Raw genomic sequence first — 20,471 nt, 5'->3', positions numbered from 1 at the left:
TCCCCCTTGCTCGGTCGATCGACCGAATGCTAGCTTACCCGAAATTCGGTCGATCGACCGAACACCCTTCAGGGAGGGAAAGCAGCATGACTCGGCGCATCCTGACAGCCGGATACGGCGTGATCGCCTACGTCGCGTTTCTCGCGGTCTTCACCTACACCATCGGCTTTCTCGCCGGTGTCGCTGTCCCCAAAGGCATCGACGACGGCACGCATGGCCCAGCCTGGACCGCCGTGCTCATTAACCTCGCGCTGCTTAGCCTTTTCGCGGTGCAGCACAGCGTGATGGCCCGCCCGTGGTTCAAACGCTGGTGGACCCGGATCGTGCCCGAGGCGATCGAGCGCAGCACCTATGTACTGGCCGCGAGCGCCAGCGTCGCCCTGCTGCTCTGGCTTTGGCGGCCGCTGCCGGAAACGGTCTGGTCCGTCTCGGCCGGGTGGCTGCGCACCGTGCTGTGGACGGTCTACGCCCTGGGCTGGATCGTGCTCGTGCTGAGCACCTTCCTCATTGGACACTTCGACCTCTTCGGCCTGCGCCAGGTCCTAGCCCGCAAAACCTATACCGAGCCCGGTTTCCGCCAGCCGTTCCTCTACCGGCTCGTGCGTCACCCGATCATGACCGGCTTCCTCATCGCCTTCTGGGCCGCGCCCGACATGAGCGTGGGGCGGCTGCTGTTCGCCGCCGTGGCCTCGGCCTACATCCTGGTGGCGGTCCGCTTCGAGGAGCATGATCTGCGTAAGCAGCTCGGCGAGCCCTATGAGCGGTACCTTGAGGAAGTCCCGCGATTCGTTCCCCTGCCTAAGTAGGACGTCAAATGCAGGGCTTCATAGAGCACGACAACGTCAAAATCCACTACGAAGTCCACGGCGAGGGCGGCCCGGCGCTCTTGCTCATGCCCACCTGGACTGTCATCCACAAGCGGTTCTGGAAGGGACAGATTCCGTATCTGTCCCGCCATCACCGGGTCGTCACCTATGACGGGCCGGGCAACGGCCGCTCTGACCGCCCAGATGACGCCGGGGCCTACGCGCAGGAAGCACAGGTCGCCTACGCGCTCAAGGTGCTTGAGGCCACCGGAACGGAAAGCGCCGTGCTGGTGGCGCTGTCCATGGCGGCGAGCTGGGCGCTCGACCTGGCGGCCAATCACGCTGACCGGGTGCTCGGCACTGTCCTAATTGGACCGACGGTCGCCATTCCCGCGCCGCATCCGGCCAGGGAAGCCAGCACGGCGAGAGTCGATGGGCCACTGCCCCAGGTCGCGCCATCTCAGGTCCCTCTTGTCAAGACAGACCCAGCCGAGCACTGGGCCAAATACAACCGGGAGTACTGGCGGGAAAGCTACGAAGACTTCCTCTGGTTCTTTATGGGCCAATGCTTTTCCGAACCGCACTCGACCAAGCAGATCGAAGACGGCGTCGCGTGGGGGCTCGAGACCAGCGGCAGCGTGCTCGCGACGAAAAGTCATGCCCGCTGGCCCAGCACCGCGGAGGTCACCGATTGGTGTGCTCGCTTAACGACTCCCGTGCTGCTGATCCACGGTGACGAGGACCGGGTTAGCCCGGTGCGCCGCAGCGAGATCCTCGCGGAACTGACCGGCGGGGAACTCGTGGTGATGCAAGGAGCGGGCCATATCCCGCTGGCCCGCGATCCGGTGAAAGTCAATCTGCTGATCCACGACTTCGCGCGGCGGCTCACGCCCACAGCGGCGAAAACGCAGACGTGGCAACGCTGGAGCAACCGGCCTAAGCGCGTGCTCTACCTATCCTCACCGATCGGCCTCGGGCACGCGCGGCGCGACGTCGCGATCGCGGCGGCGCTTCGCGAGCGCCATCCCGGCGTTCAGATCGACTGGCTGGCCCAGCATCCGGTGACACGGGTGCTCGAAGACGCCGGGGAACGCTTGCATCCCGCTAGCCACTGGCTCGCCAACGAGTCAGCGCACATCGAACGCGAGGCCGGCGAGCATGACCTGCATGCCTTCGAAGCCATACGCCGCATGGACGAGATCCTCGTCGCGAACTTCATGGTGTTCCAAGACGTGGTCAGTGAAGAGCCCTATGACCTCGTCATCGGCGACGAGGCGTGGGACGTCGACCACTTCCTGCACGAGAACCCGGAACTCAAACGGTTCGCCTACGCGTGGCTCACCGATTTCGTGGGCAATCTGCCGATGCCCAGCGGAGGCCAGCGCGAAGAACTCGTCACCGCCGACTACAACGCCGAAATGATCGAGCACATCGCACGCTATCCCCGCCTGCGGGACAAGGCAATTTTCGTTGGCAACCCGGACGATGTCGTGCCGCACCGGTTTGGGCCAGGGCTGCCGCTCATCCCCGACTGGACCCGTGCGCACTATGACTTCGCGGGTTATGTCACCGGATTTGACCCCCGCACGGTCGCCGACCGGGAGGCACTGCGTGCGGAACTTGGCTTTGATCCAGACGATAAGGTATGCGTGGTAACGGTTGGCGGCTCCGGAGTCGGCGGCCACTTGCTGCGCCGTGTCGTGGAGGCTTACGGCGAAGCGGCCAAACGCGTCAGCGATCTGCGCATGATTGTCGTCACCGGGCCACGACTCGACCCATCAGCCATTGGGCAACGCCCGGGGCTCGAAGTACGTGCGTTCGTCCCGGATCTCTATAAGCACTTGGCGGCAAGCGATTTGGCGATCGTCCAAGGTGGACTCACGACGTGCATGGAGCTGACCGCCGCCCAGCGGCCGTTCCTCTACATCCCGCTGCGGCACCACTTCGAGCAGAACTTCCACGTGCCGCACCGCCTGAGCCGCTATGGCGCGGGCAGGCGGCTCGACTACGAAGACCTCAACCCGGACAGCCTGGCCGAAGCGATCGCGACCGAGATCGGGCGCGAGACAAAATACCGTCCCGTGGAGACAGACGGTGCTTCCCGCGCCGCCGATCTGCTAGCCGGCCTGCTCTGAAAACAGGTGCACCAGCGACGCCAGCCCCTCATCGCGATAGTGGGGCTGGCGTTCGCGCACGCCATAGGCGATGTCACCGAGCACCGAGCAGCGCGCGTAGAACCACGAACGCGGCGCCCAGTCGCCAGGATTCATGGCCTCAAACACCTCCGGGCCGAGGTCGCGCAAGAGGAGACCGGGGTCGCGGGCTGGATCGGCCATCGCCGCGTCGGTCCAGTCAATGACCGCCTGCGGTTCGCCCGCGTCGCTGGCGAGGATGTGTTCGGCACCCAAGTCGTTGTGGCAGAACACTAATTCCTTGCCCCGTGGCGGCGGATCCGCGTCGAGAAAACGCGCGATGGCAGGGCGAAACCGTTGCGGCACCAGCTCGGCGACTAGCGCATAGTCTGCTGCCGCTTCGGCCAGGTGATCCTGGAACGGTTCGTCATCGGTGCCGGCGATATCGGCTAGCGGAGCGCCGTGAAGCCCGCGATGGAACTCAGCCAGCACCCGGCCCACCGCGTGGGCGTCGATCCCTTGACATTCATTCAAGGGCAAACCCTTTAGCTTGGGGTACGCGAGTGCGCCCGCCCCCGGATCAGAAAACAGAAGGTGCGGCACCGCCAGCGTCGACCATTGCCGCACCACGGAAAGCACCGCCGCTTCCCGCGAAACCGCCCGCACCGGATCGTCATCCTTGCTGAAGCGGACGATCAGTTCACCGTTGACTTCATAGGCGACGTTGTCCCAGCCTTCGCCCAGCAGACTCACGGTCTCGATGGCATAGCCGGGCAGGTGTTTGCCGAGCAGCTGCTGGACCTCCACGTCGGCAAGGCTACCCTTGGACGCGTGATCCCCCTCGCGGCCCTGTTCCTTGGCTGTTTCGCCGTTCTCGGGCTCGTGTTGTCGGTCTGGCCACTCGGTTTCGAAAGTTATGTGAGCGAAGGCGGTGTCCCTGGCACGGGCCGCGCCACGCTCTACACGCTTAGCGTGCTGTCCATCGCCGCCTCGGCTGGCCTGCTCGCCTGGGCTTACCGCAAGGCGGCCCCACTGGCCGCCCTGGCGCTCGTGGTCGCCGCGCCCGCGATCGCGTTATCGGCAGCGGTTCCGTGCACGCAGGGCTGTCCGCTGCCGCCTCACGAGGAGTCCACGGTTAGCGATCTCGTTCACGCGGCGGGCAGCACGGCGGGCGTCGGTGCGTGCGCGCTCGCGATGCTCGCGCTGGCCTGGCAGTCGGCTGGCGGGACCAGGCGTTTGTCGGTCGTGGCGCTGGCCATCAGCTGGCCGTTACTGCTCGGCACCGCTATCTCGATTCTCGCCACCGGCCGCGATGTCGTCACGGGCACCTTGGAACGCCTGGGCCTGACCGTCTGTCTGCTATGGATTATCGCCGTGAGCGTGGCTCAGAAACGGCCAGCCAGGCGCATCCGTGTCGGCCGGCCATCCGGGTCGCAGACCGCACGGTAGAGCGCCCGCGCCAGGGGGCGCCGCCATCTCGGCAGATCCGGCTGTTCGTAAGGACGCAGCTGTCCCGCCGGGCGTTCACCGATGCCGCCGCTGTCGTGCCAGGCCTGAAGTTCCTTGGCACACCGCGCGAAAGCCGCGAACGCGATCGCGGGATCTTCCAGTCCCTCCGGCTCGGTTAGTCCCAAGTGTTCCTGGCTAAGCGCCAGGCGCAACTGCCGTGGGAAGCCGTCGCCGCTGGTCTGGTCATAGACGGCACAAGTGAGTTCACTGTCGTAGGTCCATGAACGCAGGTTGAAGTTGTCCGAGCCCACGGTCGCCCACGTGTCATCGATGACGCACACCTTCGCGTGCACGTAGATCGGTGTGCCGCAAGCGTTTTCGACCCCGTAGGTGGCGACCCGGTCCCCGCCGGCCTCCCACAGCACGTTGAGCGCGGCATGCCTGCCGTGTGCCTGAGCGTCGGCCACCGAACGGCTCGGTGAGTCGGGGTACATCGGCACGATCGCGATCATGTGCAGGTCCGGGTTGGAGCGCAGTGCTTCGGCGAACGGGCCGATAACTTCGCTCGACCACAGATACTGGTCCTCGACGTAGATGAGCCGCCGGGCCTGCTTGAGTGCCTTGAGGTAGCCGCGGGCGATGCTGCGCTCCCCGCGCGGCGCGAAGGGGTAGGGCGTTCCCCGCAGCCGTGGGTAGGTGCGCAGAATCTGCACGTGCTGGGTGACCGCTCCGGTGTCCACCGCCGACGGTGCCGCCGCCGCTGGCGGGTCCGCCATGCGGCGGGGAAGCTTGCTGGCCTTGCTTTTGCGGCGGTCGACGAGATCGCGCAGCCGCCGGGCAGGATGGCGCGACAGCTCAGCCGGGTCGTTCCACCGTTCCCGGAACACGGTTTCGACATCGGCCACGGCGGGACCACGGATCTCGGCCTGCACGTCGTGCCAGGGTGGGCGCGGCCCATACTGCGGCGCCATCAGCACGGGCTGCGGATCGCCGTCGTGGACATTGCCGTCATTGCGGCCGTGGCACAGATCGATCCCGCCGACGAACGCGACGTCGAGTTCAGGGCGCCCGGCATGCCTGACGACGAACAGCTTCTGATGGTGTGAGCCGCCGACTTTGACGCGCATGTCCAGCAGGCAATCGCCGCCTGCGGCCTGAATCGCGTCGGTTAGCCCCCGATTGGCTGCAGCGCTAAAGGCCAGTCTGTCGTCATAGGACCGCCAGATCAGGCCCTTGATGATGACGCCGCGTTCCGCCGCCGCGCCAAGGATGGCTGACACTTCGGTGCCTGGGCCGGCCAGCTTCTCATCGGCGTCGCCGCGCCAGTCGGTGAACATGACGACATCGCCGCGGCGAGTCCCGGCCAGCACTTCGCGTAGCCGCGCGAAGTAACTGTGCCCGTCGATCAGCGGAATGACGATGTTGCCCGCGGTCCATGCGGTGCCGTCAGGTTTGCCGGAATCAATGCGGGTAGCCGAATTGCCACGCTCGGCCGGTTTGAGGAACCAGTCCGACACCATCGCCATGCCAAAGGAATACCCGTGACGCCGGGGGACGAAACTAGAACAGCGTCAGCGGCCCGGCCGGCTCCGGCTCCGGCAGCGGGTCCAGCTCAGGCACCCGGACCCGGACCTCGTCATGGAAGCGGCGGGCCAACTCGGGCGCGTCAGCATTGTCGGGTGTGTGGAGGAACACTGTCGGCGAGCGCCCTTCGCGCAGCCACCGCTCGACGATCCCGATCCACGGCTGCCAACCCGCGACTGTCTGTATCGGATCGTCCCTGCCGAGGTAACGCACCACCGGGCGGTCCGTCAGCGCGACAGTGCGCCGCGGCATGCGCGGTTTCTTCGACCAAGCGTCGCGTTCAGCGTCACTCGTCGGCGGCTGCTGGAAGAAAGTGTTGGTGTCAAAGGGGATCCACTCGGTGGACAGCTCACTTAGTACCCCCTCTAAAGGTTCGGGGTCTTCGAAGAAGGCGCGGTGGCGCACCTCGACGGCGTAGCGGTGCGACGACGGCAGCCGGCGCAGGAACCGTTCCAGCACAGGGACATCGGCTGGCCCGAACGATCCCGGCAGTTGCAGCCACAGCAGATGCAGCCGGGAGCCGAGCGGTTCGATGGCGTCGAGAAACGCCCGGGGGTCGCCGGTCAGGCGGCTCTCGTGCGTGATCGTCTTGGGCAACTTGATGACGAACCGGAAATCGGGACTGGTCTGGCTCGCCCACGACGCGACCGTCTCGCGCGTGGGCGTGGCGTAAAAGGTCGTGTTGCCCTCAACCGCGTTGCACCAGCTGGCATAGGAACGCAGCCGTTGCGCGGAAGGCAGCTTCGCGTTGAACCACGGCTTGAGCGTCCACATCGCACACCCGACGTGCAGCCGCATCGTCACCGGCCCCGCTTGGCGGGCGCGGAAGGCGGCGGCACGACCGGCCCAATGTCACCGTCGGGCGCCTCGTCCAGATCGACGATGACGGGAGCATGATCGCTGGGGCCGGTTCCCTTGCGCGCGTGCCGGTCTACCCAGGCCGCCCGCACCCGGCTGGCCACCGGGCCGGAGGCGAGAATGAGGTCGATGCGCATGCCCAGGTCCTTGTGGAACATGCCTGCCCGGTAGTCCCAGTAGGTAAACACGCGCTTGTCCGGCCAGCGATCGCGCACGACGTCATGCAGCCCAATGGCTTGCAGCTCGGCGAGTGCGGCCCGTTCCAGCGGCGTGACATGCGTACTGCCGAGGAAAGCGCTGGGATCAAACACGTCCGCGTCAGCGGGAGCGATATTCACGTCCCCGCAAACGATCGCGGCGTCCGGTCCGGCGGCCACCATGTCCCGCAACGCGGTCAGCCACGCGAGCTTGTAGTGATAGTGATCGGAGTCGGGCGTCCGTCCATTCGGGACATACACCGAGTGCACGCGAACGCCGCCACACGTGGCCGAGACCGCCCGGGCCTCCGGATGCGGGAACCCGGGCCCGTTGGGGATGCCGCGCACAATATCGTCGAGCCCGACGCGGGAAAGGATCGCGACCCCGTTCCACTGGGCTTCACCGTGAGTGGCCACTTCATAACCACGTTGTGACAGTTCCGCGCCGAGCAACGCGTCGAAAGCGTCGTCGGTCAGTTTGGTCTCCTGCAGGCACAGCACGTCGGGCTGGCGCTCATCGAGCCACGGCAGCAACCGGGGCAGCCTTTGCTTGACGGAGTTCACATTCCACGTCGTCACCCGCACTCACGCCACGATACCGGCCTGCTGGGCATCGGCCGATCGGCGCCTCGACTAGTCCGAACGGACGTGTGCGGGTAGGGTGCACCGGCATGCGGCACACATGGAGTCTCCTCACCGGAATTGTCGTAACCCCTCTTGTCTGGCTTCTCGTCGCCGTGGGCCAGGGTGCGACCGAGAAGGCGCTTCCCAGCCAGAGCAGCATGCCGGGCCAGTTGCTTGTCGGCGGCTGCGTGCTCGCTGGAGCTGGCCTGCTCGGCGGGCTGATCGCCACGCTGCGAACCTCACCGACGGGTGCGATGTTCACCGGCACCATCTACCTCATGGCATCCACATTTATGTATCTCAAGCACGTGCAGGCGGTAGACCTCTTCACCACGGAATGGGAAATCCAGGGCTATCCGGTCAATCTCGCCACCCCGCTCACGAGTGGATTGCTGGCCTTCGCCGGCGCCATGCTCGTGATCTCGATCTTTAGCGCTTCGCGGTGGCGTGGACCGGAAGCCGAGGCCGAAGACCGCAACTGGCACCCGCTCGTGCCCGACGAAGAGGAGAGCTGGAGCTACCGCTAGGACAAAACGGTCGTACTTTGGGCGGATCTGGCAGGACAGCCCGGTTCGTAGGATGGCTGTGTGCACGCCACCTGGCATTCCCTCTGGGATGAGCCCCGCCCGCCCTACCCGGCCACAGGCTGGCGTGACTTCGCGCTCGGCGGCGTGCTCGCGGTTGCCGCCGTACTAGAGGTGACGTTACGGCCCGGGCTGCCCTGGCGGGGTGTGTGCCTCGCGCTGGCGCTCCTCGCCGTCCCGGCCGTGGTGTGGCGGCGGCGCTATCCCCTGCTGATGGTGGCGGCAGCCTTCACCGTGACCGGTCTTGCCCCGTTTGTCACGGGAGGCGAGCAGCCGCAACTGGGCTCGCTGGTTTTCGTGCTGCTCCTGCCTTTCGCGTTGTACCGCTGGGGATCCGGGCGGCAGATCGTGCTCGGCACCGCGATCGTTGTCGTGAAAATGGCTCTGTCATTGGCCTTTGGGCACGTGCCGCTCAGCGACACCGTGGGCGGCGCCGGCGTTCTGTTCGCCGTGTCGGCCCTGGCTATGGCTTTGCGCTACCGGGCCAAGGCACGCGCGCGTGAGCTGGATCAGGCCCGGCTTCTGGAGCGCGAACGCCTCGCCCGCGACCTGCACGACACCGTCGCCCATCATGTGTCCGCGATGGCGATCCGCGCCCAGGCCGGTCTCGCGGTCGCGGCGTCCGATCCGGACAGTGCCGCGAAAGCGTTGCGCCTCATCGAATCCGAGGCATCACAAGCCCTCGCTGAAATGCGTGCCCTGGTTCATGTGCTGCGCCAGGACGAGGGCGCGGCATTGCGGCCCAGCCCCCGTGTAAGCGACCTGCTCCAGCTTGAGGCCGGCAGCGGACCGTCCGTCGAGGTCACGATCTCCGGCGACGTGGACAACGTGCCCAGCGCTATTGGCACCGCGATCTACCGTCTGGCCCAGGAATCGGTGACGAACGCGCGGCGGCACGCCAGGCACGCCACCCGTATCGAGGTGAGCGTCACCGCTAACGAGACCACCGTGCGGCTGCGCGTCAGCGACAACGGTGCCAGCTCAGAGCAGGCGAAGCCTGGGTACGGGCTGATTGGCATGACCGAACGCGCCACCTTGCTCGGCGGCACGTTAACGGCCGGTCCCGGCCCCGCCAAAGGCTGGACCGTCGACGTCGTGCTGCCCACATGAGCATCCGCGTGGTGGTCGCCGACGATCAGGAGATCGTCCGAACCGGACTGACGATGATCCTCAACGTCCAGCCGGGCATCGAAGTCGTTGGCGAGGCTGCCGATGGCCGCGAAGCCGTCAGCCTCGCCCGGCGGCTGCGTCCCGACGTGTGCCTGTTCGACATCCGCATGCCAGGCATGGACGGCATTGAGGCCACCCGCCAGCTGGCCGGCACCGGGATAGCCGTCGTCATCATCACGACCTTCGACCTCGACGAATATGTCTACGGAGCGTTGCAGGCAGGGGCTCGCGGCTTCCTGCTCAAGGATGCTGGACCACAGCTGCTGTCCCAGGCGATACACGCCGCGGCCAACGGCGACGCGCTGATCGCGCCGAACATCACCGTGCGGCTGCTAAAGGCCTTCGCCTCCGGCTCGCCCCCGAAACAGCCCATCGAACCGCTAACGGACCGCGAAGAACAGGTGCTGCTGGCCACCGCGCGCGGCAAGACCAACAGCGAAATCGCCGCCGAGCTATACATCAGCCTCAGCACGGTGAAGACACACGTCGCCAACCTCATGGCCAAACTCGGCGCCCGCAACAGGGTCGAGATCGCGATGTGGGCCTACGAAACGAACCGCGTCAAAAAGGCCTAAAACGCTAGTGCTTAAGCACGAGAAGCCTTGAGCCTGTGGAGCGATCCGCTAAACCGTTGCCACGGCGACGATTACGGGTATGAAACGGCTCATCCCCTTCTCCTTACTCGCCTTGGGCGCCGTGCCCATCATCTTCGGCGCGGTGCGCGTCGCCGAGTTGGCCGGTGGCCCTGACGTGACTGAGGCCAACGCCCGGTTCGTCGGCTCGCCCGTGCCGATAGTCGTGCACATCGTCAGCGTCACCATCTACAGCCTGCTCGGAGCGTTCCAGTTCGCGCCCGATTTCCGCCGCCGCAGACCAGGCTGGCACCGCGCGGCGGGCCGGGTACTTGTCCCCTGTGGACTGCTGGCCGCTCTTTCGGGCATATGGATGACTGTTTTCTATGCCTTGCCCGCCACCGACAGCATGGCCGTCAACGTCATGCGCCTGATCTTCGGCTCAGCGATGGCGGCCGGGATTGTCCTTGCCGTCATAGCGATCCGCCGCCGCGACATCCAGACTCACCGCGCCTGGATGATTCGCGCCTACGCCATCGGGCTGGGCGCGGGAACGCAGGTCTTCACCCACCTGCCGCTGGCGTTCGTCACGGGGCAGCAGACGATCACCGGGCTTCGCACCTATGCCATGGGGGCCGGCTGGCTCATCAACATCGCCGTGGCGGAGTGGATCATTCGCCGTCCGGCAAGGCTTCGAACAAACCGGCGAGCATCGGCCCTTCGTAATCCGGCCACGCGATCGACCACCATTCCCGGGTGACGATCCGTTCCCACCGCTCAACATCTGTCGGGTCGTCGATGATGACATGGTGCTGGCTTCGATGCTCCAGCAAGCCAGCCACCACCCGTTTGGACACCGGCGACGTGTCGATGGTGATGTCGACTTCCTCGTCGGGCACACCACGCATGTGGTACATCGCGGTGGGGTCAAACGGTCGCAGGCCCATCTTGAGACGCTGGCTGTTCCACCGGCTGAACACCGATTCCGGGATAATCCCGTGGCACAGCCGTTTGAGGCTGGACTGTCCTCTTTCCACCAGCCGGAGAAACGCCGCATCGGTCGCGGCACCAATGGTGATGTGATCCGGGTGGCCGAAGATGCCGTCGGGGCCAAACGTCGGGACCACAGTGGCTCGCTCTTCGGCGAGGATCGCCTCGACCCGCCCGGATAGCTCCTCAAAGGACACGTTAGCCAGTTCACCGTCGGGATAGCCGAGCCACTCATGCCGGTCAGGCACCCGGCCCACGGCACGCCAGGCCGCCGCGGTTTCGCCACGGCGCACCGCGCCAAGGGTTTCGCGCGTGGCCGGGAAACCTTCGCGGATGTCTCCCGCACCACCGTCGGTGGCATGCACCATCACGAACCGGAACGCGGGGTCATCCCTTAGCAGAGCGACGCTGCCGGCGATGCCATAGGCGTCATCGTCAGGATGCGCCATGACACAAACGAGGGTTCCCATTCGCGAGATCGTAGCTTTTCAGAGCGCTAACCACTGGCATTCGTAGTCAGGGCCGTCGCGATGAAACCGCTTGTCCACTTCCATGAACCGCAACTCGGCGAAGGCTCTGCGGGCGTTTGGTGGCGGCACCCGGTGTGGGGCCAGCAACCGTTGCAGCTGGTCGTAGCGGCCGTTGATGCCGCCACGAGCGGGATGCGTTTGGACAGTGGTGGTTCCAGCTTCGAATTCATCGTTCCAGTCGGTGAAGATGGCCCACTGCTCCTGTTCCCAGGCCACCGCTTCCTCACTGGCAGGCCACACGTGAAACTCATCGACAGCATCTCCTGGCCGGGAGTAGCCGCGCACGCACTGGAAGTAACAAACCTTGCCCCAGACGTAGGCAAGCCCGCTGCGTGGCCCGTCGTACCAATCGTTTTCCACCAGCACCGGCTCGAACCCGTACCCAGGCATGCGCAGAGTTTAGCGGTGCCTGACCGCCGCACTAGGTCAAGCCCCGAAACCAGCCAGAGCGAAAGCACCAAACCCAATAACGCCAAGGGGTACGGCAGCGAGCAGCGCCAGGCCACGTTCCCGTACCCCACGGCTGACCCAAAACAGCACCAGGATCGCCAGCACAGCATTGATCGCGGCGGTTTGCAGGCTGTCCGTGCGATAGCTGCCGTCGTGATTCCCGCTGCGCTGCCACAGCACCGCCGCCTCGGCGAGCAGAACCGCACTCGGCACGGCCTGGCTCACGTGGCGCAGGACACCTTCGCCGTCACGTGACCACGCGCCGGCAGTACCAAAGATGACCCCGGCGAGTGCACCAAAGCCCAGCCACAGCAGCGTCGCTTCGCCCCAAAGGTTTTCCCAGCTGTCGTTTTGAATCAGTGACGCGGCCGCGTAATAGCTCTCAACAGCGACCAGCAGGCAGATCACCGCCGCTAGCGCGGGCCAAAAGCGTTGCCGCCCCACCCACCGGCCGACGGCGAAGGCCGCGATGGCCCAGACCGCGCTGGAGTTGGCCAGGTTGGCCCACGGATAGGGCAATTCCCGCTGGGCGATCAGATCCAGCGGACCGAGCAGAAGACCGGCCAAGGCAGCGACGAGGAGAATGCGGCTGGGCTTAGGCATGCGAGCCACCCTATCGCGATGTGCTTTTCCTCGATGCCCCTAGCAGCAACAGCGCACTCGCCGCACAGGCGATCGCGCTAACCATCACGAACACGTTGGGCGCCACCGCGGCCGCTGCCAGTGGGGCGCCGGCCTTGCCGAGGGTCACCGGCACGGTCATCACCCCGGCGATCGTGGCATAACGGGTCGTGCCGTAGCGGGCCGCTAGCAGCGCGGGCCGGGCGATGGTCGCCACCCCGAAACCGAGGCCGAAAGCGACAACACAGGCCGCCGCACCGGCGACGCTGCGGCCAAGAAACGGCAATGCCGCCGCGCCCACGGCCTGCACGCCAAACACGACGGCGGTGATGGTGGCCATACCGTGGCGTTTGGACAGTCCCGTCAGCACGACCCGCCCGGTGACCGACAGGATGCCGAGCAGGCCCGCTAGCGTCGCGGCGACCGTAGCCGCGTGCCCCGCCTGCCGCAGATAGGTCACGAGCAAGACGCCCACGGCGTTTATCGCCGCGGCATGCACCACAAAAGCGGCGGCGAGAAGCCAAAAAGTCTTGTCCCGCAATGCTTCGCCGACCCCGGCGCCAGGTGCAGCAGCGGCCAGCCGGGTTCGGTGTTCCCGCCGTCCCGGAACGGCCAGGAAATGCGCGGGCACGGTTACCACCGCGAGCAGCGCGGCCAGGATCATCAAGGCGGTGCGCCAGCCGAAGCGTTCCAGCAGCAGTCCCGTTAACGGAAAGAAGATGCTTGAGGCGAAGCCCGCGACGATGGTGACGGCAAGCAATGCTTTGTCACGCCGCTGCGGAGCGGTCGCGGCGACGATGACGGGAAAGGCCGCCTCATAAAGCATCGTGGCCCCGGCAAGACCCAGCAACGTGAACACCGCATAGAGCTGCCAGGCAGTGGTGACCTGCGACCACGCCAGCACGAGCAGTGCGGCGCAGAGGGAACCCACGGTCAGCAAGGTCCGGCCGCCGTGCCGGTCGAGCCAGCGTCCAACGGGGATGGATGCCGCCGCGGCCGCCACGATCGCGGCGGTCAGGGCGCCGGTCACCGCCGCGGTGCTCAGGCCAAGGTCGCGGGCGATCGGTGTGAGGAGGACGGGAAAGGCGTAGAAGACCACGCCGTATCCGACGGTCTGGGTGATGGCGAGCACGGCGATCAAGACGCGCGGCGACGATGACCGGCCGCCAGCTGGCGAGCCGGCGGCCGGAATGAGGGTGGCGGTCATCGTTAGCCGCAGCAGGCGCTGCCGCTAGCCGTCGCGCTAACGAGCGGCAGGGAGAGCAGTCCACCTTGGACACCGGTCGCGAGACCCTGTGCGTTGCTGGACGAGCACACTCCGGTCTCGGGCAGTTCGAGCTGGACGTCGCGGGCCGCCTCCCAATCGCCGTCAATCGCGGCGACAACGGACCGTGCCTGCTCGTATCCGGTTGCCAGCAGGAACGTTGGCGCCCGGCCATAGGACTTGGCCCCGACAACGTAGAAGCCCGGCTCAGGATGGGCAAGCTCGTCGGCTCCGTGGGGCGGAACCGTGCCGCAGGAATGCTTGTTCGGGTCGATCAGCGGTGCCAGTGCGCGCGTCGAGCCCAGGATGGGGTCCAGGTCGAGACGCAGCTCGCTGGCCACCGCGTGGTCGGGCCGGGCACCGGTCGCGTTGACGATGACATCAGCGGGAACCTTCTGCCCATCGGCCGATACCAGACTGTCGCCCGTGACCTCGTGCACGAAGAATCCAGTGTGGACGGTCACCTTGCCGCTTTCGACGAGCGCCTTGACGTGTGTGCCAATCGATCCCCGGGCGGGCAGCGCGTCGGCGGCGCCACCGCCATAGGCACGCGAAGGGTTTGGCGCCCGCACCACCCAGTGCACCTCGGTTCCCGGCTCCTGTGTGGCCAGCTCGGCCAACGTGAGCAACGTGCCAGTGGCTGAGTGACCCGCTCCCACGACAGCGACTGTCTTACCGGCGAACGCGTTCCGCAGATTACCCAAAACGTCAGGCATGCCGTCGAAGATCCGGTTGTCCAGGCGGGCTTCGGTCTCGCCGTGAGCCTCAAGACCGTTGCCGCCCAGCGGATTCGCCGTGCGCCACGTCCCTGAGGCGTCGATAACCGCGCGGGCCAGTATTTCGCTGCCGTCGGACAGGCGCAGGAGGAACGGTGCCTCTTCCCGGCCGGCGGTGCGCACTTTGTCAAAGCCCTGCCGGGCGATCGCGGAAACCGTGGTGCGGTAACGAATATGTGGTGCGATGGCCGGGTGCGCGGCCAGCGGCGCGAGATAATCAGCGATGAGGTCGTCGCCGGTCGGAAGGTGTTGCGGGTCTGGCGCCGTCCAGCCGGTGGCCTCGAGGAGCGCCCGGGCCGCGGCGTCGGTGTTGTATTGCCAGGGGCTAAACAGCCGCACGTGTCCCCACTCGGCGATGGAAGAGGCGATGCGGTCACCAGCTTCCAGCACAACGAAGTCGAGGTGACGGGCGGCAAGCTGAGCGGCGGCGGCCATCCCGACCGGACCGGCCCCGATGATGGCGACGGGAAGTCCTGATGTGGTGCTCACGGCAGAAATCTCCTTTTAGATTTTGGGGGGCGCCGGTCTGCCCATGACAAGGTCAGCGGCACTGGGAAAACAACTGATGCAGTTTTTGTTGATCCGGTAGCGGCGGGCGTTGCCGTCCGGTTCGGACAGCACGAAGCGCACGTCGGCCAGGATCTTCAGGTGTTGCGAGACCGTGGACTGAGCGAGGCCCATGACGGCGACGATCTCGCCGACGCTCATGGGTGCACCTGTGCGAGCCAGCAGCTCGACGAGCTGCACCCGCGACGGATCCGCCAGCGCCCTGAACCACGACGCGTACTCCTGGGCACTGGCCCGGTCGAGCAGCTCCACGTTTCACTCCAACATCATCGTTAATCGCCGATAGACGATTTAACCCTAGTTACAACATCCCTGTCTAGTCATGACGCCTCCGCTGTCTAGATGATTGTCTAATCAGATGTGCAGGACCTAGCTTGCACCCTGTTTAGATATCTGTCAACCTAGAGGCATGTCGAAACAGCTTGTGGTCCTGGACACCTCGACCGGCGCCTGCTGCGAGCCGCTCGCGGCCGCCGCCCTTGACTCCGGGCAGGCCGAAACGCTGGCGCCCATGTTCAAAGCGCTGGGTGACCCGATCCGCCTGCGGCTGCTGTCGATGATCACCTCCGCCGCGGGAGGCGAGGCCTGCGTGTGCGACCTGACCCCCGCTTTTGACGTGTCTGGGCCGACGATTTCGCATCACCTCAAGGTCCTGCGGGAAGCCGGGCTCATCGAAGGCGACCGCCGCGGCACCTGGGTCTGGTACCGGCCGATGCCTGACGCGATGCGCGCCCTGGCTGCCGTTCTAAGCACGTGAACACCTGGTGAACTTGTCTGCCACACCCTTGCGGCGACCGCTCGGGCTCCTCGTAGCATCACACCGTGCTGATATCAGCTGACAATGATGTGTCCATGCTCGCGGGCTTGCTGGCCGATCCGGTCCGCGCCCAGATCGTGCGCGTCCTGGCCCAGGGGCCAGCGTGTGTGTGCCACCTCGTCGAAGACCTGGAGCTGAAGCAGCCCAACGTGTCTAACCACGTGCGGGTGCTGCGCCAGGCTGGCCTGATCAAGGGCGAGAATCGCGGCAGGTTCACCTTCTACCGCCTCAATCATGAGCTGCTCGGCCAAGCCGCGGCACAACTTTCCGCGCTCGCCGAAGCCGCCAGGGCTAACGCTGACATCTATCGCGAGTGCGCATGATCGCCCTGTGGCGGCGTGCCGCGGCCGAGTTCACCGGCACCGCAAGCCTGGTCACCGTGGTCGTCGGGTCCGGCATCATGGCGCACAAGCTTTCCCCAGATGGCGCGGTCCAACTGCTCGCCAACTCAACGGCCACCGTCTTCGGGCTCGCCGTCCTCATCGCTGTCTTCGGGCCGGTTTCGGGCGCGCATTTCAACCCGGTGGTGTCCCTTGTGGACTGGTGGCTGGGGCGCAGCAGCCGCACAGGACTGACTTTGCGCGAAGTTGGCGTCTATGCCGTGGCCCAGACCGCGGGTGCGATAAGCGGTGCCGTGCTGGCCAACCTCATGTTCGGGCTGTCAGCCGTCTCATGGTCACAGACGGCTCGCGATGGCTCCAGCCTCTGGCTGGCCGAAATCGTTGCTACCACTGGGCTTCTGGTCGTCATCGTGAGTTTGCTCCGCAACGGGCGAGCCGCGGTCATCCCCGCCGCCGTTGGTGCGTATATCGGTGCGGCTTACTGGTTCACGTCAAGCACATCATTCGCCAATCCCGCGGTGACCATTGGCCGGGCCTTCACCGACACTTATGCCGGGATAGCTCCCGCCAGCGTGCCCGGATTCGTTGCCGCCCAAGCTATTGGCATGATCGCCGCGATCGGCCTCATCGCCGTGTTCTATCCCACGGCCGTAGAAAGCGAGCCTCAGCATGTCTAAACCAACGGTGCTCTTCGTGTGTGTCCACAACGCTGGCCGCTCGCAGATGGCGGCCGGCTGGCTGCGGCAGCTGGCCGGAGACAAGGTCCGGGTCCTGTCAGCCGGATCGGCGCCCAAGGAGTCCATCAACCCGGTCGCCGTCGAGGCGATGGCCGAAGTCGGCATCGACATCACCGGCAACATTCCGCAGAAGCTCGAATACGAGACGGCACAGGAATCCGACGTCATCGTGACGATGGGCTGTGGCGACGCGTGCCCCTATTTCCCCGGAAAGCGTTATGAGGACTGGGTTCTCACCGACCCGGCTGGCCAGCCGATCGAGGTCGTGCGCACGGTCCGCGACGAAATCCGTCAGCGCGTCGAGAAGCTAGTCAAGGAACTCCTTCCCGCTTAAGCGGCTGGGACGTTGAGTTCGCTGAGAAGCTGCCTTACGCGGCGTTCGATCTCGTCACGGATCGGGCGCACGTGTGTGACGTCTTGTCCAGCTGGGTCGTCCAAATCCCAGTTCTCATAACGGATTCCGGGGAAGATCGGGCAGGCGTCGCCGCAGCCCATGGTGATAATGACATCGGCGGCGCGCACTACCTCGTCCGTCCACGGCTTTGGGTATTCACCCGTGATGTCGATGCCCCGTTCCGCCATCGCCTCTATCGCGGCAGGATTGACGGACAGCCCCGGTTCGGAACCGCCGGACCAGCCAACGGCCCGGTCTCCAGCCAGGTGCTGGAAGAAACCCAGGGCCATCTGTGAGCGGCCCGCGTTGTGGACGCAAAGGAAAAGCGCCACGGGCTTACCGTCGTTACGCTTTCCTTCCACTTTGGCCAGTGCGTGCAGACGTTGCCGGGCAAAGCGTTCGGCTAGCAGGGGCAGGAATTGGGCGATGCTCGACTGGGTCGCGAACTGGTCGTAACTGGAGTGCAGGAACCGCTCGATGGTTTCCGGTCCGTAGATGCCTGCGAAGTCATCGGCCAGTTTCGCCGCCGCTGTCCGCAACGCGAGCTGCTGATCGATGGAAAGTTCGGTGTATGTGCTCATGACCGCTCCTTGGCAGGGATGGCTGGGGTGAGCCGCTCAACGCGGGCGGCGAGATCGGCGTATGCCGTTTCGAATGCGTCGTCTGTATTGGCGGGAACGGGATCGGGGACGGACCAGTGCAACCGGACCACGTCCGTGGGCAGGTTCTCGTGGGCGTGATCGCACACGGCGATGACGAGGTCACCGGCTTGGGTTACGTCATCGACGTGGGACGTATGGACCGGATCGAGTTGCAGCCCATGCTTTTTGGCCGTTCGCACCGCCCGTGGGTGCACCCGTGGCGCCGGATCGGTGCCCGCGGATGCGGCCGGAACGGTGCTATGCCTGGCCCACAACGCCGCGGCGAGCTGAGAGCGGGCCGAGTTGCGCGTGCAGACGAAAACCACGCGACGCGGGGTCGCCAGGGCCGGCGTGCGCAGAGCGGCTAGTGCTTGTGGGAGCAGGCGCACATAGGTGCGGCGGCGGTCAGCCTCTGACCGTGTCCGCTCCGCCACTCCCGCTTCAGCCAGAACGTTGAGGTGATGGGCGATCAGGTTGGAAGGCAGGCCGAGGCCGGCGGCGATCTCGCCCGGCGAGGCGTCGCCGACCGCGAGCGCGTCCGCGATCGCGAGCCGCACGGGATCGCCCAGAGCAGCGTGCACACGTGCCCGTGTCTCCAGAGAAAGCTCAGTGTTCATTGAGTCAATATTTACTGAGCAAGTGACGGGCCGTCAAGTGAACAATCGCCGGCTGGCTGGCCTCAGTGCCACGTGAGGCCAGCCAGCTTCGCCATACCTAGCGCACTGCCCGGTAGGCGGTCCAGGCCGTCACCATGCGGGTCGTCTGGCCGAGGGTGAAGACGTGCATGCACGCGTCATCGGTGTAGTCGATGAAATTGCGGATCGGGTCGCTTCCCAAGGCGGCACACGTGTTGCGGCCGACGGAGCAGCCGAAGGCGGGGCTCGACTCAGCCGGTGTGTCCGCGGCGTAGTCGCCGCTGACACCGCAGCCACCCTGGAAGGTGTGGTAGAGCCCGAGCCAGTGGCCCACCTCGTGAGCACCAGTGTCACCAAGGTTGTAAGGCGAGGCGGTGCCGCCGGGTAGCGACTCAGCGAGCACCACTACCCCATCCATCCTCGGGCTGGCGCCATAGCTCGACAGGAACGTCGCCCAGCCCAGCAAACCACCGCTGGCGTTAGCGCTATAGATGTTCAGCATGCTGGCATTGCCCACCCGCAAAGAATTTTTCATGGTGCACTCATCGGCACCAACATCATGGCCAACTCCGGTGACAGCATGGGCAACCGCAAGGCCAAGTCCGGCGGGGCCTAGCCGAAGCTGACCACTCCTGCTGACGCCGGCCGGCAGATCGTTGAGGCGGTGGAGAAAGGAAGCTATCGCGTGCGCATCGGAGGTGACGCCCGTTTGCTCGACCGGCTCTCGCGCCTCATGCCCCAGCGGGCGACGGCGATGATCGCCAAGCGAATGAAGTCCCTTTTGGACTCCTGACAGACGCCAAGCGCCGCAGTAGCGTGACGCCCATGCGGCGTAACCTCACCCCGATCGTCATCACCGCAGCCACCGCTGTCGTGTCCTGTGCTTTGCTGGCGCTCGCGGTGTGGCAAGGCTGGCTCGGCCCCGACGTGGGCCGCGGCGCGAACTTCTGTGAGGCCGCCCGCGACGCGCTGGTCCGCCAGCCAGCCAACACGTTTAGCAACGCCGGTTTCGTCGCCGCCGGGCTGCTGATCGCGTGGCATGCCGGCGCCCGCGCCAGGCTGGGCCGGATGGCCACATTCTACGCCTGCGTGGTCGTCCTATTAGGACCGGCCAGCGCCGCGATGCACGCCACCCAATCCGCCAACGGTGGCCATCTCGACATGCTCAGCATGTACCTGGTGGCATCGTTCATCTTCGCCTACGCCGCGAAGCGCTGGTTCCGCGGCGGGTGGCCCCTGTTCGCGGCACTATTCGTTGTCGGCATAGCGTTCTGCGAACTCGCTGGCCTTTGGAGCAACAACATACCCATCGTGGGGTACTCAGGTAACGCCGCCTTTGGCCTTTTGCTTCTTGCGGCGACCGTCCTCGAAGCGCTCATCATGAGGCGGGGAGAAACGTCCTCGGCACGCGGCTTCGCCTTCGCCTCGCTGGGCGCTCTTCTCGTCGCGTTCGCGATCTGGAACGCCACCAAGGACTGGCTGTGCGCGCCGCACTCCTTCGTGCAGGGACACGCGATCTGGCACCTGCTCTGTGCCCTCGCGGCTTACCTGCTCTACCACTATTACGACAGCGAAAAGGCCGCGGCCTGACCTGACAGCCCACATGCGGGCACGATCGTCTATATCGACGGTTGCGCTCGTCCAGTACCGTGATTGGTCGGAACTCGCCTGCTGGGGTGGCTAATGTGGAACAGGTTCGTGCAGTGGTGGGCTGGTTCGGAGCCGGAGCTAC

At 65.8% G+C, this 20,471-nt stretch carries 25 protein-coding genes and 1 pseudogene; 13 read left to right on the top strand and 13 right to left on the bottom strand.

What is annotated here, in order from left to right:
• The first annotated feature begins 86 nt into the window (after positions 1–86).
• Both mddA and A3E1_RS0102150 read left to right on the top strand, forming a co-directional pair.
• Positions 87–806 carry a methanethiol S-methyltransferase gene (gene mddA, locus A3E1_RS0102155; protein WP_020519107.1) on the top strand — a complete coding sequence of 240 codons (720 nt, stop codon included), beginning with the start codon at positions 87–89 and terminating at the stop codon, positions 804–806.
• A gap of 8 nt (positions 807–814) precedes the next feature.
• Positions 815–2,941 (top strand): alpha/beta hydrolase, encoded by a 2,127-nt coding sequence (locus tag A3E1_RS0102150; RefSeq protein WP_020519106.1) that lies wholly within the window; start codon positions 815–817, stop codon positions 2,939–2,941.
• Here the strand turns inward: A3E1_RS0102150 and A3E1_RS0102145 are convergent.
• The gene (locus tag A3E1_RS0102145) at positions 2,924–3,745 is read right to left on the bottom strand and encodes a phosphotransferase family protein (protein ID WP_020519105.1); all 822 of its coding nucleotides are present in this window, start codon (positions 3,743–3,745) and stop codon (positions 2,924–2,926) included. The two genes, A3E1_RS0102150 and A3E1_RS0102145, sit on opposite strands and share 18 nt — an antisense overlap.
• Before the next feature lie 24 nt (positions 3,746–3,769).
• Between A3E1_RS0102145 and A3E1_RS38465 the strand changes: the two genes are divergently transcribed.
• Positions 3,770–4,387: a DUF998 domain-containing protein gene (locus A3E1_RS38465; RefSeq protein WP_157631259.1), complete on the top strand. Its 618-nt coding sequence runs from the start codon at positions 3,770–3,772 to the stop codon at positions 4,385–4,387.
• Here the strand turns inward: A3E1_RS38465 and A3E1_RS0102135 are convergent.
• Genes A3E1_RS0102135 through A3E1_RS0102125 form a run of 3 tightly spaced genes read right to left on the bottom strand, consistent with a single transcriptional unit; the run spans position 4,324 to position 7,611 of the window.
• Complete coding sequence (locus A3E1_RS0102135; RefSeq protein WP_020519103.1) at positions 4,324–5,913, bottom strand: phospholipase D family protein; 1,590 nt, start codon at positions 5,911–5,913, stop codon at positions 4,324–4,326. The two genes, A3E1_RS38465 and A3E1_RS0102135, sit on opposite strands and share 64 nt — an antisense overlap.
• A 34-nt stretch (positions 5,914–5,947) precedes the next feature.
• Positions 5,948–6,769, bottom strand: a complete 822-nt coding sequence (locus A3E1_RS0102130) for a DUF72 domain-containing protein (RefSeq protein WP_026208001.1) — start codon at positions 6,767–6,769, stop codon at positions 5,948–5,950.
• 2 nt (positions 6,770–6,771) lie between these two features.
• Positions 6,772–7,611, bottom strand: coding sequence for an exodeoxyribonuclease III (locus tag A3E1_RS0102125; protein ID WP_026208000.1), 840 nt, complete (start codon positions 7,609–7,611; stop codon positions 6,772–6,774).
• A gap of 86 nt (positions 7,612–7,697) precedes the next feature.
• Here A3E1_RS0102125 and A3E1_RS0102120 point away from each other — a divergent pair, with 86 nt between their 5' ends.
• The 4 genes from A3E1_RS0102120 to A3E1_RS45850 all read left to right on the top strand — a co-directional run bounded on the left by A3E1_RS0102120 (position 7,698) and on the right by A3E1_RS45850 (position 10,736).
• Complete coding sequence (locus A3E1_RS0102120) at positions 7,698–8,177, top strand: hypothetical protein (RefSeq protein ID WP_020519100.1); 480 nt, start codon at positions 7,698–7,700, stop codon at positions 8,175–8,177.
• A 60-nt stretch (positions 8,178–8,237) separates the two neighbouring features.
• Entirely contained in the window at positions 8,238–9,344 is a 1,107-nt protein-coding gene (locus A3E1_RS0102115) for a sensor histidine kinase (RefSeq protein ID WP_020519099.1), read from the top strand.
• Positions 9,341–9,979 (top strand): response regulator, encoded by a 639-nt coding sequence (locus tag A3E1_RS0102110; protein ID WP_020519098.1) that lies wholly within the window; start codon positions 9,341–9,343, stop codon positions 9,977–9,979. The genes A3E1_RS0102115 and A3E1_RS0102110 overlap by 4 nt, the downstream gene beginning before the upstream one ends.
• A gap of 79 nt (positions 9,980–10,058) precedes the next feature.
• Positions 10,059–10,736 carry a DUF2306 domain-containing protein gene (locus tag A3E1_RS45850; protein WP_083929304.1) on the top strand — a complete coding sequence of 226 codons (678 nt, stop codon included), beginning with the start codon at positions 10,059–10,061 and terminating at the stop codon, positions 10,734–10,736.
• Here A3E1_RS45850 and A3E1_RS38460 read toward each other — a convergent pair.
• The 6 genes from A3E1_RS38460 to A3E1_RS0102070 are packed head-to-tail and all read right to left on the bottom strand — an operon-like array spanning position 10,648 to position 15,426.
• Positions 10,648–11,436: a PIG-L deacetylase family protein gene (locus A3E1_RS38460; protein ID WP_020519095.1), complete on the bottom strand. Its 789-nt coding sequence runs from the start codon at positions 11,434–11,436 to the stop codon at positions 10,648–10,650. The two genes, A3E1_RS45850 and A3E1_RS38460, sit on opposite strands and share 89 nt — an antisense overlap.
• 18 nt (positions 11,437–11,454) lie before the next feature.
• Complete coding sequence (locus A3E1_RS0102090; protein ID WP_020519094.1) at positions 11,455–11,886, bottom strand: hypothetical protein; 432 nt, start codon at positions 11,884–11,886, stop codon at positions 11,455–11,457.
• Positions 11,887–11,922: 36 nt separating this feature from the next.
• Positions 11,923–12,549 (bottom strand): DUF6518 family protein, encoded by a 627-nt coding sequence (locus tag A3E1_RS0102085; protein WP_020519093.1) that lies wholly within the window; start codon positions 12,547–12,549, stop codon positions 11,923–11,925.
• Positions 12,550–12,559: 10 nt separating this feature from the next.
• Positions 12,560–13,774 carry an MFS transporter gene (locus A3E1_RS38455; protein ID WP_020519092.1) on the bottom strand — a complete coding sequence of 405 codons (1,215 nt, stop codon included), beginning with the start codon at positions 13,772–13,774 and terminating at the stop codon, positions 12,560–12,562.
• Between the two features lie 2 nt (positions 13,775–13,776).
• On the bottom strand, positions 13,777–15,096 hold the full coding sequence (locus A3E1_RS0102075; RefSeq protein WP_020519091.1) for an FAD-dependent oxidoreductase: 1,320 nt from the start codon (positions 15,094–15,096) through the stop codon (positions 13,777–13,779).
• Positions 15,097–15,111: 15 nt separating this feature from the next.
• Positions 15,112–15,426, bottom strand: coding sequence for an ArsR/SmtB family transcription factor (locus A3E1_RS0102070; protein ID WP_020519090.1), 315 nt, complete (start codon positions 15,424–15,426; stop codon positions 15,112–15,114).
• 157 nt (positions 15,427–15,583) lie between these two features.
• Here A3E1_RS0102070 and A3E1_RS0102065 point away from each other — a divergent pair, with 157 nt between their 5' ends.
• From A3E1_RS0102065 to A3E1_RS0102050, 4 genes are all read left to right on the top strand, one after another.
• On the top strand, positions 15,584–15,931 hold the full coding sequence (locus A3E1_RS0102065; protein ID WP_020519089.1) for an ArsR/SmtB family transcription factor: 348 nt from the start codon (positions 15,584–15,586) through the stop codon (positions 15,929–15,931).
• A gap of 65 nt (positions 15,932–15,996) precedes the next feature.
• Positions 15,997–16,314: an ArsR/SmtB family transcription factor gene (locus tag A3E1_RS0102060; protein ID WP_020519088.1), complete on the top strand. Its 318-nt coding sequence runs from the start codon at positions 15,997–15,999 to the stop codon at positions 16,312–16,314.
• The gene (locus A3E1_RS0102055; RefSeq protein WP_020519087.1) at positions 16,305–17,009 is read left to right on the top strand and encodes an aquaporin; all 705 of its coding nucleotides are present in this window, start codon (positions 16,305–16,307) and stop codon (positions 17,007–17,009) included. Before A3E1_RS0102060 ends, A3E1_RS0102055 begins: the two co-directional genes overlap by 10 nt.
• On the top strand, positions 17,002–17,403 hold the full coding sequence (locus A3E1_RS0102050) for an arsenate reductase ArsC (protein WP_026207996.1): 402 nt from the start codon (positions 17,002–17,004) through the stop codon (positions 17,401–17,403). Before A3E1_RS0102055 ends, A3E1_RS0102050 begins: the two co-directional genes overlap by 8 nt.
• On the opposite strand, the gene A3E1_RS0102045 is transcribed toward A3E1_RS0102050, so the two are convergent.
• From A3E1_RS0102045 to A3E1_RS38450, 3 genes and pseudogenes are all read right to left on the bottom strand, one after another.
• Positions 17,400–18,044, bottom strand: coding sequence for an arsenate reductase ArsC (locus A3E1_RS0102045; RefSeq protein ID WP_020519085.1), 645 nt, complete (start codon positions 18,042–18,044; stop codon positions 17,400–17,402). The two genes, A3E1_RS0102050 and A3E1_RS0102045, sit on opposite strands and share 4 nt — an antisense overlap.
• Positions 18,041–18,721 carry an arsenate reductase/protein-tyrosine-phosphatase family protein gene (locus tag A3E1_RS0102040; RefSeq protein WP_020519084.1) on the bottom strand — a complete coding sequence of 227 codons (681 nt, stop codon included), beginning with the start codon at positions 18,719–18,721 and terminating at the stop codon, positions 18,041–18,043. Before A3E1_RS0102040 ends, A3E1_RS0102045 begins: the two co-directional genes overlap by 4 nt.
• Before the next feature lie 97 nt (positions 18,722–18,818).
• Positions 18,819–19,283, bottom strand: a pseudogene (locus tag A3E1_RS38450) (zinc metalloprotease); the annotation flags it as partial.
• A gap of 120 nt (positions 19,284–19,403) precedes the next feature.
• Between A3E1_RS38450 and A3E1_RS48760 the strand changes: the two are divergent.
• Together A3E1_RS48760 and A3E1_RS0102025 are read left to right on the top strand one after the other, a co-directional pair.
• Positions 19,404–19,532: a hypothetical protein gene (locus A3E1_RS48760; protein WP_281167349.1), complete on the top strand. Its 129-nt coding sequence runs from the start codon at positions 19,404–19,406 to the stop codon at positions 19,530–19,532.
• A gap of 32 nt (positions 19,533–19,564) precedes the next feature.
• The gene (locus A3E1_RS0102025) at positions 19,565–20,329 is read left to right on the top strand and encodes a ceramidase domain-containing protein (RefSeq protein WP_157631258.1); all 765 of its coding nucleotides are present in this window, start codon (positions 19,565–19,567) and stop codon (positions 20,327–20,329) included.
• The last annotated feature ends 142 nt before the right edge of the window (positions 20,330–20,471 follow it).

The organism is Catelliglobosispora koreensis DSM 44566 (assembly GCF_000379685.1).
Lineage (GTDB): Bacteria > Actinomycetota > Actinomycetes > Mycobacteriales > Micromonosporaceae > Catelliglobosispora > Catelliglobosispora koreensis.
The sequence above is the reverse complement of the archived record's forward strand: the minus strand, read 5'-3'. Positions and strand labels throughout refer to the sequence as shown.